The sequence below is a fragment of the Chryseobacterium sp. TB1-D10 genome, from assembly GCF_059803555.1.
This window is the reverse complement of sequence record NZ_JAPFHB010000011.1, coordinates 103,868-114,747: the sequence shown is the minus strand read 5'-3', so window position 1 is coordinate 114,747 and position 10,880 is coordinate 103,868. Positions and strand designations below refer to the sequence as shown.

Here is a 10,880-nt window from a genome sequence, read left to right as displayed (position 1 = left end):
CGCGAGGTAGAGCAGTAGGTAGCTCGTCGGGCTCATAACCCGGAGGTCGCACGTTCGAGTCGTGTCCTCGCAACCAATTTAAGAGAATCAATTTTTTGATTCTCTTTTTTTATTTAAAATTCGTAAATTTGATTATGGCAAAAATCCTAAAAATATATCCCGAAAATCCGCAGGAAAACCTTATTAATGAAGCTGTTAAGGTTTTACAAAACGGTGGCGTGATCATCTACCCTTCTGATACGATTTACACCATTGGCTGTGATATTTATAATCACAAGGCAATGGAAAGGCTTGCCCAAATCAAAGGAATCAAACTGGATAAGCATAAGTTCTCCATCATTTGTAATGACCTGAGCCATCTTTCTGAGTTTACAAAACCCATAGAAACCGCAACTTTCAGATTTTTGAAAGCACATTTGCCTGGCGCTTTCACATTCATTTTGGAAGCTAACAGAAATTTGCCTACCTCTTATAAAGGTCATAAAACTGTAGGAATCCGGGTTCCGGACCACATTGTTCCGCAAATGATTGTAGAAAAATTGGGTCATCCTATTGTTTCGACAACTATTCATTCTGATGATGAAATTTTGGAATATTCCACAGATCCGGAATTGATTGCTGAGAAATATGACAAATTGGTTGACCTCGTCATCGATTCTGGTTACGGCGATAACACGGCTTCCACAATCGTCGATTTGACTTCCGGCGAACCAGAAATCCTAAGACAAGGAAAAGGGATTCTTTAAATTCCAAGTTCGAAATTCCAAATTTTGAGTCATCAACTTTGAACTTTAAACCATAAACTTTAAATTCCCTAATGAAATTTATAACTTCTCCAGCTAAATTGATGAACATAGAAAATTCGACGGAATTTTTGAAAAGTACAACTCCGAAATTTATTAAGGATTCTGAATTCATTCAATCCCATTTGAAAGAAAAATCGCCGAAATATCTTTCAGAATTAATGGAAATTTCCACCAAATTGGCAGATGAAAATTGGGAAAGAAATCAGAAATGGAGCGCAAGACCTACCGCTAAAAATTCTGCTCCGGCATTGTTTGCTTTTACTGGCGAAGTTTACAGAGGTTTGGACGCCAATTCTTTGGATAAAAATGCCGTAGATTATCTTCAAAAAAATCATAGAATCCTGTCCGGACTTTACGGATTGCTGAAACCATCCGACAAAGTGATGTTATACAGGTTGGAAATGGGACGACCATTCAAATTTGATTCTTACAAAAACATCTATGAATTCTGGACAGAAAAAGTGACGGAACAATTAAATTCTGAACTTAAAAAAAATGAATTGCTGATCAACCTTGCGAGTACAGAATATTTTAAAGTCATTGACAGAAAAGCCTTGAAAGCGAAAGTCATCGATTTTGAATTCAAGCAAATACAGCCAGATGGAAAGTTGAAAACGATTGTGGTCTACACCAAACACGCTCGTGGATTGGTTTTGCGTTTTTGTGCAGAAAAGCAGGTTAAGACGTTGAATGACATCAAAGCTTTCAACTACGAGAATTATTTGTTTGATGAGAAACTTTCGACCGAAACTAATTTGGTTTTTACGAGATAAATTATGAAGCCTTCCGAAATTAAGATTCTCTTTCACGAAGAACTTTCAGAGATTTATTCAAAATCTGAGATTGAGGAATTGTTCTCTATTTTCTGTGAACATTTTTTGAATCTTAATAAAATTGAATTGCGACATAGTTTTGAAAATTATTTATCAGAAAGTGATTCCAACAAATTTTCTGAAGCCATTTATGAGTTAAAAACAGAGAAACCATTTCAACAAATTCTTGGTGAAACGGAGTTTTATGGAATGAAATTCTTTGTGAACGAACACGTCCTGATTCCAAGGCCAGAAACGGAGGAACTGTTAGAATTAGCGATCGGGAAAATACAAGAACATTTTATCATTCTGAATGAAGTGAAACGAAATGAAGAATCTTTAAAAGATTCCTCGTTCAAATCAACTTTCAAAATCCTCGACATAGGAACCGGCAGTGGAATCATTCCGATTGTTTTGAAAAAGCATTTTCCGGAAGTGGAAGTCACTGCGATTGATATTTCGGATGAAGCTTTGGAAGTAGCGAAGAAAAATGCAGAGTTCCATAAAACTGAAATTAATTTCATCAACAAAGATTATCTGAATGAAAATCTGGATAATGTTTATAATGTCATTATCAGCAATCCGCCTTACATCGGTATTGAGGAAAACCCAGATATTGAAGAATCCGTGAAAGGTTTTGAACCGAACTTGGCGCTCTTCTCTCCTACTGCGGACGCTTTGATCTTCTACAGAAAAATTGCGGAAGATTGCAAAAAGCATTTATCAGAAAACGGATTGCTTTTTCTTGAAATCAATCAAAAACTTGGTACAGAAACATTAGAATTATATCAAAATCGATTTTCTGAAGCTGAACTTTTGAAAGACATTTCGGGAAATGACAGGATGATTTTTGGCAAGAAATAGCAGATAATCTTATGAAATATTATCTATTCATAGTCTTAGCATTAATATCTTGCACTAAAGAAGATGTTATCAGTACTTTGAATTTCAAGTCTTGCCAAGTCAGTTATCCTATATATGCAAATGGAGAAAAATTTCTTTATGAAGGGCATTCCATTTCTAATAAATGGGAATTGGAGTCTGCAAAAAAAGAGTTGGCACTTTGTCTTTGTGAAGAATATTTGATAAAACCTGACAAAGAAATCAAGGATAAAATTTTGGAAATATATCACGACGAAATGAAATATTATCAAACTGCATATCCTAAAAATTTAGACTTCAACCTGATCCTAAAAAACAGAAAGGAAATCTTTGACCCAAGGATTTTAGTTGATTGATAGACTTAATGCATCTTTTTTTTGCTTCACTTTCTGAAAAGAAAAAGATATAGCACTTCACTATATGTAGCATACATTATCAGCAGATCTGAATGTTGATACAAAACAGCAAAAATGCCGCTCCAAATAAATACCCAATAATATATTGGAATTTCCTTTGGATTATTCTTTGATAATCTTCGAAACCTGCTTTGTTTTATCTGAAAAAATGATTTCTACGAAATAGACTCCAGTGTTAAGTTTTGAAATGTCGATGTTGCCTTTTTGTGCATGTTTAGAAATAGTTGTTCCCAAAGTGTTTACGATATTTATTTCTGATATTTTCTTGCAGGAAGTAACATTTAAAATATTCATTGCCGGATTTGGATATAATGTGGCTTCATTTTTCTTGAAATTAGTTTGATTTGCTGACAGATATGCGACCGAAAGTCTCAAAATTCTGCCGCCATTGCCAGTGATAAATAATTGATCTCCAAATATATCCATAGATTTTATATCGTAAAAGTCGTCATTATAAAATACTAAATTCCATGTCTGCCCTGCGTCTGGTGTTGTATAGATTCTGCTGTTATCTGCAACAAAACCAACATTATTATTGATGAATTTAATTTTATCAAACCCATAATCCAAAATGTTAGATTGAACCCAACTGCTGCCACCATCGGTTGTTTTATGAAAGCTGCTGTCACCTTCATCAGATTTTATAAATATGTTATCTTTATCTAAAGCATAAAAAATGATTTGCCAACTAGAATTATTAAAACAAGGACTCCATGTAACACCACCGTCTGTAGTCTTGTAAAGGATGGAATTCATTCCGGCTCTCATTCCAAATCCGACATTCTGATCAACGAATTTTAGGTATATAAAACTATAATTTGAAATTTTTTCCCAACTAACTCCTCCGTTGGTTGTTCTGAAAACCCCTGGCTGATTATAACCTCCACTTACATAACCAAGATTTTCATTAAGAAAAGAGATAGAATATAGACTTTCATAAAGAATAATATTGGTAGAGTTATTAGTAAGATTCCAATTTGTACCTCCATCTGTAGTTTTGTAAACAGATCCTTGGTTGGCGCCGATCGAGTATCCGACACTTTCATTAACAAAGAAGAAAGCCTGTGTATTTTGATTCGGTGGAGACTGAAGTTTTACTAATGTATTTTCATTCGTATCCATTTTGAAAAATTCTCCTTTATTGGTTTTCATAAAACCTTTATTTGGAGTTACTAAATGGAATTCATTGATCTCATCATAGGTAGGCGAATAGTTTTTCCAGTTTGCACCACCATTTTCTGTTTTGATGATTCTGCCATTGTCTCCCACGCAAATTCCATTTTGGGGATCGAAAAAATACAGAGATCTGAGATCGTAGCCACTATCGTATGTAAAAGTTGGCATTGCGCTGATCCATTGCCAACTGCTACCACCATTTTGTGTTTTATAGATTGCACCGTCACGTCCAACTGTTATCCCACTGTTATCATCAAAAAACTGCATACCATAGGCTTCTCGACTATAAAAATTTAACCCAAGTTTCTCCGCCATTTGTGGTCTTCAGCATATCGCCATGTCCTTTATTTGCAAAACCTATATTTTTTGTAGGAAAGCTGATAGAGTAAAAGTCTGAGGGCATCCCTGGTTCATTAATTGTTGAATACCAGTTTTGGCCGCCATCGACTGTCTTTAGTATTTTTCCATTATAACAAGCAGCGTGACCGGTATTTTCGTCTGTAAATACAGTTGCAGCTGCAGATCCTCCACTGATGTAACTGCTGTCGTTCCAAGTAAGTCCATTATCGAAGGATTTTAATAAGGTGCTTTGTCCGGAAACATAGATCGTATTGTCGTTGATAAAGTTAATAGAGTTCAAATTAAAACCATACTGATAAACTCTGACCCAGTTTTTACCATAATCATCGGATCTTAGAATTGCTCCATCGCCAGCAATAATTCCGATGTTATTTTTAAACTTAATTTCGCGCGGAAAAAAATCCAAAGTCCGATTAATTTCCCAAGTAACACCTTTATCAATCGTTATCAATAATTGTCTTTTGCCATTAATTATAAACCCTAAATTTCCATCAGCAAAGGTTATTTTATTATTTTGCGAATCTGAAGGTTTTGGGTATAGCATTTCAAAATTATTTTGCCCAAAGACGAAACTGCAAAATACAAGGTAAATTAATAGAGATTTTTTCATGATATAATATTTTATCCAATTCTTTTTCTGATGAATATTTCGTAAGCCAAATAGATGAGCGGCAACGCCATAATTCCTATGTAAGGAGAGTTTTGAATAGCCAGCTGTGGAAAAATAATTATCGCATAAACCAATCCGAAAAATGCACCTCCCAAGTGTGCTGCATGCCCGATATTGTCATTTGCCCTGGGATTCAGCATCATATAAACGGAATATCCGAAGTATAAAACGCCGAAAATGTAACCGGGAATACTAATTGGAAGAAAAAGAATACCTAATTTGATATTCACAGGATCTAGCGAAACTGCCGCAAAAATAATTCCTGACACGCCTCCACTTGCGCCAATGGCCGAATAAAATGGGACGTTCCTGTACACATATAGACAAAAAATATTGCCTAAAAGTATAGAACCAATGTAAATTGCTAAGAAACCAACAATTCCAAAAACCTCAATGACTAATGGTCCGAAAGCGTACAAAACGTACATATTCAGAAGCAAATGCAAAAACTCTGCGTGCAAAAATCCAGCTGACAAAAGTCTAAGATATTCTTTACGTCTTTGGATGCTGCCCACTTCGAATTTATATTTCTGGAAAAATTCCGGCTGCTGAAATCCGACGTAGCTTATGACGCAGGTAATTACAATTATGATGAGTAATATAGTATTCATTATTTTTATTTAATTATTTTGGCTAGAGCTGTTTAAAATTATTCAGTAACATCTTCGTCGAAAAGACTTCCGATGATTCCGCCATCGTCATCCAGATCTTCATCTGATGTTTCTTCGATTTCGGGTTCTTCTTCTATGATTTCCGGTGGTTCCGGGATTGTAATATTAATGTTTTTAACTTTATCTCTAGTCAATTGATTTCCAATAGCTTTGATTCCTTTGACGGTGATAAACTCGTCCAAATCGACAGTTTCCGGATCCTTTTGTTTGTTTTTGATTTTTGGATAAACTAGCTCGGCAATGGCTCCAACTTCTGTTGTCACAAATTCCAGGAACGATTTCGGATTATCGTTGCTGAAGAAGGATTGAATATTGGTTGTATTTTCCAACAGGAAACGTTTCACAAAATACTTGTCCTTCTCGCCATCGAAATAGATGCAAGTGATGGCTTGTTCCGGTTTCCATTTTTCGAGAATCAGATATTCGTCATCGAAACGGTTCATCAAATCGAAGGAAACCAGTTTGGCTTCGCCGTGAGAATTGATGGTCAAAATCTTGTCGTCGCCTTTGAAACTTCCAAGTAAAGTTCCTCTTCCGTCCGCGTTGAGACGTCTTACGGAATCATCGAACCAAATTTTTCTTGGTGCCAAAGTGGAAACGCCTTCTTCTTTGAGATCGACTTTCTTCACCGCATATTTTGTTACAAGATTACCTTTGGAGTCACGGCCTTTGATGGCAATTTCTGAGAAATCAATATCGATTTTATTTTTTCTGACTCTCGCATTTGGTTTCAACAAAACGGAAACAACTTCCGCTTCGCCATTTGGATTGGCAGAGAAATAAAGCATTTCCGAACCTTTTTTGTCGGACGCCAATTTGTAATCTGTATTTCTAGTTACACCAGTCACGGAGAAACGCTTCATATAATAAGGACCTTCTCGGCCTTCGCGATAGATGGAATTGTAAACCGTGCGTTTGTCATTCTTTTTCCAAATCGCAACATGGACAATATTTTTTCCGATGAAAGTTTTGCCTTCCACTTTGACAACCTTCATCGTGCCGTCTTTTTGGAAGGTGATGATGTCGTCTATATCAGAACAATCGAACAAGAATTCATCTTTCTTGAGTGAAGTTCCGATGAAACCTTCTTCGCGGTTGACATAGAATTTTTCGTTTGCCACAGCAACTTTGCTCGCATCAATGGTGTCGAAAATCCTTAATTCGGTTTTTCTTTCTTTTCCTTTTCCGTATTTTTTCTGAATGTTTGTGTAATAATCTATCGCATAAACAATTAAGTTTTCCAGATGATGTTTTACCTGCTCGATTTTCCCTTCTAGTGCGAGAATATTTTCTTTAAATTTATCAAGATCGAAACGTGAAATTCTTTTGATTCGGATTTCCGTTAATCTCAAAATATCTTCTTCTGTAACGGCTCTCAGCAAATGTTTGGTGTGAGGTTTCAAACCTTCATCAATTGTCGAAATCACATCTTCCCAGGATTTCACTTCCTCGATATCGTGGTAAATTCTGTTCTCGATAAAGATTCGTTCTAATGAAGAGAAGTGCCAGTTTTCCTGCAACTCGTGAAGTTCGATTTCCAATTCTTTTTTCAACAAAGAAACTGTGTGGTCTGTATTGTGTTTCAGAATATCGGAAACCGATAAGAACATTGGTTTATCACCAACAATCACACAGGCATTTGGCGAAATCGGAACTTCGCAATCTGTGAAAGCATAAAGCGCATCAATTGTTTTGTCCGGCGAAACATCGGGATGTAAGTGGATATTGATCTCAACCAAATCAGAAGTGTTGTCTTCTATCTTTTTGATTTTGATTTTTCCTCGTTCATTAGCCTTGATAATACTGTCAATCAAATCGCCTGTATTTTTGGAAAAAGGCAATTCTGTAATTGTAAGTGTATGTTTATCTTTTTGAGTAATTCTGGCTCTGGCTCTTATTTTTCCGCCACGTTTTCCGTCGTTGTAATTGGTAACATCCAACATTCCTTCCGTTAAGAAATCGGGAAATAATTCGAATTTTTTACCTTTGAGATGAAGGATTGAAGCTGTAATTAATTCGTTGAAATTATGAGGCATGATCTTGGTCGAAAGTCCGACTCCAATTCCCTCCACGCCTTGTGCAAGAAGCAATGGGAATTTTACCGGAAGGTCGATTGGCTCATTGTTTCTGCCGTCATAAGATTTGGTCCAATGCGTGGTTTTTGGGTTGAAGACAACGTCCAGAGCAAAAGGCGTCAATCTCGCTTCTATATATCTCGCTGCTGCTGCTGAATCTCCTGTATAAATATTCCCCCAGTTTCCCTGAGTGTCGATCAATAATTCTTTTTGACCAAGCTGCACCATGGCATCTGTGATAGACGCATCGCCGTGTGGATGGTACTTCATCGTATTTCCGACAACGTTTGCCACTTTGTTGTAACGTCCATCTTCTAACTCACGCATCGAGTGCATAATCCTACGTTGAACCGGCTTGAATCCATCAAAAATAGAAGGAATCGCACGATCCAAAATGACGTAAGACGCATAATCCAGAAACCAGTCTTTATACAGACCCGAAACTTTCTTCAGGCTTTCTTCGTGATGTGTACTTTCTTCCATTAATCTGTTTCTGTATTATCTAGGTGTGTATTTTCTTTATTCGATTTTATTACTTTGTTCAAAGAAAATTTCAGATCCTTTACCTGTTTTTTATTTAAAAAAGAAATATCATATTTCAGGATGAGCACGTGACTTTTTTTGCTGGAAATATAAATATATAATTTTTTAAAAATCAAAGCATTAACAATGTTGAATTTTATTAATTTGTACTTTGGAAATTCATCTTTTGAATTTTTCTTTGATAAAAGATAAAGAATATGATTGTTCCTGAAATTAAGTGCTTCACCATCACTGTCATATTCAAAAATTGGGCGTCCCAGCAAATAAAGAAAAAGAAACATTAATGTGGGGAATAGTAGCAGAACCCAAGCTTTGTCACCAAAAACATCAAATTTATTGATTTCGAGAATAAATGCAATGATTCCCAATATAAAAACAATTCCAACTAATGAGTAGATGAAGTTATAATAAGGTGTCCTATTTCTGTTACTCAGTCGCATCCTTATACTGTTTCTAAGTTCTCTTTTTTGTCAATATCGCCTTCTTCCACGACCAAATTATCCAGAATAAATAACTGTCTGTCCGGCGTATTTTTGCCCATATAAAATTCCAGAATCTGAGTAATTGTCTGATCTTTGCCTAAAACCACAGGTTCCAATCTAATATCTTTCCCTATGAAATGTTTAAACTCATCCGGCGAAATTTCTCCAAGTCCTTTGAATCGCGTTATTTCCGGATTTTTACCTAGTTCATTCAGCGCTTTCAACCGTTCTGCATCAGAGTAGCAATATCTTGTTTCCTTTTTATTTCTTACCCTAAATAAAGGTGTCTGCAAAATATAAAGATGTCCATTCTTAATCAAATCCGGAAAAAACTGAAGGAAGAATGTAATCATCAACAATCTGATGTGCATCCCGTCAACATCGGCATCAGTAGCTATAATGACGTGATTATATCTTAGATCTTCCAGACTTTCTTCGATGTTAAGAGCAGCCTGCAAAAGGTTGAATTCCTCATTTTCATACACCACTTTCTTTGTCAATCCATAGCAGTTAAGCGGTTTTCCTTTCAACGAGAAAACTGCCTGAGTTTCTACATCTCTGGATTTTGTGATCGATCCGGAAGCAGAATCTCCCTCGGTGATGAAGATCATTGTTTCGGATTTTCTTGTCGCCTTTTGATCATTATAATGATGGCGGCAATCTCTCAGTTTTTTGTTGTGAAGTGAAACTTTCTTTGCACGTTCTCTTGCCAGTTTTTGGATTCCGGATAGTTCTTTTCTTTCACGTTCCGAAATCATAATTTTTCTCAGAATAGCTTCCGCCGTTTCGGGATTTCTGTGAAGATAATTGTCCAGTTTATTTTTAAGCGAATCGATAATGAAAGTTCGAACCGTCATTCCGCCAGGTTCTATTTCGTTTGAACCTAATTTTGTTTTGGTCTGAGACTCAAAAACCGGCTCAATCACTTTGATGGAAACTGCAGCAATAATCGATTTACGAATATCCGCTGCTTCAAAACTTTTATTATAAAATTCGCGGATGGTTTTTACGAAAGCTTCGCGGAAAGCGTTCAGATGCGTTCCTCCTTGCGTCGTATTCTGTCCATTAACGAAAGAAAAATAAGTCTCAGTTTGAGATTTATCAGAATGTGTGATGGCTACTTCTATATCTTCTTCTTTCAGGTGGATGATCGGATAAAGAATATCGCTTTCCAGTTCCTCTTCCAAAAGATCCTTCAATCCATTTTCGGAAAAGAATTTTTCGCCGTTGAAAAGAATAGTCAAACCCGGATTAAGGTAAGCGTAGTTGCGAAGCATTCGCTCCACATATTCTTTTCGGAATTTGAAATTGATGAAAATTTCTTCATCCGGGACGAAACTGATTTCGGTTCCGTTTCTGTCAGAAGAATCGGCTTCGGGATAATCGATTTTGATGATTCCTTTGGAGAATTCTGCCATTTTCACACGGTTTTCTCTTACAGATTTCACCCGGAAAAATCCTGATAAAGCGTTTACGGCTTTCGTACCAACGCCATTTAGACCAACCGATTTTTTGAAAGCTTTACTATCATATTTTCCACCGGTATTCATTTTGGAAACAGCGTCTACCACTTTCCCAAGCGGAATTCCACGGCCGTAATCACGAATCGTGACTTTGCCTTCATCTACTTTGATTTCGATGCGTTTTCCGGCTTTCATCACAAACTCATCAATCGAGTTATCAATGATTTCTTTGAGAAGAATATAAATCCCATCGTCCGCCGAAGAACCGTCGCCCAGTTTTCCAATGTACATCCCAGGACGAAGCCTGATATGCTCTTGCCAATCGAGGGTTCTGATGTTATCTTCGGAATAATTTACAGGATTGATTTCGCTCATATTTTTTGATTTCTAAAAACGTTGAAACCGTGAAAGAATCGGTAACTCACAAATTTAACGAAATGAAATTTAATTTGAAAGTTTTAAGAATTAATTTTGATGGATGTTGGTAAATTTATCTACAAAAAAAACCAGACAATGGTCTGGCT

At 36.3% G+C, this 10,880-nt stretch carries 10 protein-coding genes and 1 tRNA gene; 5 read left to right on the top strand and 6 right to left on the bottom strand.

Annotated features, from left to right (window positions below; translation table 11 throughout):
• The 5 genes from OPU68_RS15615 to OPU68_RS15595 all read left to right on the top strand — a co-directional run bounded on the left by OPU68_RS15615 (position 1) and on the right by OPU68_RS15595 (position 2,856).
• A tRNA-Met gene (locus OPU68_RS15615) sits at positions 1-76 on the top strand.
• Positions 77-134: 58 nt separating this feature from the next.
• Complete coding sequence (locus OPU68_RS15610; protein ID WP_498474887.1) at positions 135-746, top strand: L-threonylcarbamoyladenylate synthase; 612 nt, start codon at positions 135-137, stop codon at positions 744-746.
• Between the two features lie 71 nt (positions 747-817).
• A complete protein-coding gene (yaaA, locus tag OPU68_RS15605; protein ID WP_498474886.1) occupies positions 818-1,579 on the top strand; it encodes a peroxide stress protein YaaA in 762 nt (253 codons plus the stop codon).
• A 3-nt stretch (positions 1,580-1,582) separates the two neighbouring features.
• Positions 1,583-2,482, top strand: coding sequence for a peptide chain release factor N(5)-glutamine methyltransferase (gene prmC / locus OPU68_RS15600; protein WP_498474885.1), 900 nt, complete (start codon positions 1,583-1,585; stop codon positions 2,480-2,482).
• An 11-nt stretch (positions 2,483-2,493) separates the two neighbouring features.
• Entirely contained in the window at positions 2,494-2,856 is a 363-nt protein-coding gene (locus tag OPU68_RS15595) for a hypothetical protein (protein ID WP_498474884.1), read from the top strand.
• A gap of 162 nt (positions 2,857-3,018) precedes the next feature.
• Here OPU68_RS15595 and OPU68_RS15590 read toward each other — a convergent pair whose 3' ends face one another.
• The 6 genes from OPU68_RS15590 to OPU68_RS15565 are packed head-to-tail and all read right to left on the bottom strand — an operon-like array spanning position 3,019 to position 10,731.
• Positions 3,019-4,407 (bottom strand): YCF48-related protein, encoded by a 1,389-nt coding sequence (locus OPU68_RS15590; RefSeq protein WP_498474883.1) that lies wholly within the window; start codon positions 4,405-4,407, stop codon positions 3,019-3,021.
• The gene (locus OPU68_RS15585; RefSeq protein ID WP_498474882.1) at positions 4,376-5,062 is read right to left on the bottom strand and encodes a WD40/YVTN/BNR-like repeat-containing protein; all 687 of its coding nucleotides are present in this window, start codon (positions 5,060-5,062) and stop codon (positions 4,376-4,378) included. The genes OPU68_RS15590 and OPU68_RS15585 overlap by 32 nt, the downstream gene beginning before the upstream one ends.
• An 11-nt stretch (positions 5,063-5,073) precedes the next feature.
• Positions 5,074-5,733, bottom strand: a complete 660-nt coding sequence (locus OPU68_RS15580; protein ID WP_498474881.1) for a rhomboid family intramembrane serine protease — start codon at positions 5,731-5,733, stop codon at positions 5,074-5,076.
• 38 nt (positions 5,734-5,771) lie between these two features.
• Positions 5,772-8,351, bottom strand: coding sequence for a DNA gyrase/topoisomerase IV subunit A (locus OPU68_RS15575; RefSeq protein ID WP_498474880.1), 2,580 nt, complete (start codon positions 8,349-8,351; stop codon positions 5,772-5,774).
• Positions 8,351-8,851, bottom strand: coding sequence for a hypothetical protein (locus tag OPU68_RS15570; protein WP_498474879.1), 501 nt, complete (start codon positions 8,849-8,851; stop codon positions 8,351-8,353). The genes OPU68_RS15575 and OPU68_RS15570 overlap by 1 nt, the downstream gene beginning before the upstream one ends.
• Positions 8,852-8,853: 2 nt before the next feature.
• Positions 8,854-10,731, bottom strand: a complete 1,878-nt coding sequence (locus OPU68_RS15565; RefSeq protein ID WP_498474878.1) for a DNA topoisomerase IV subunit B — start codon at positions 10,729-10,731, stop codon at positions 8,854-8,856.
• Positions 10,732-10,880: the final 149 nt, after the last annotated feature.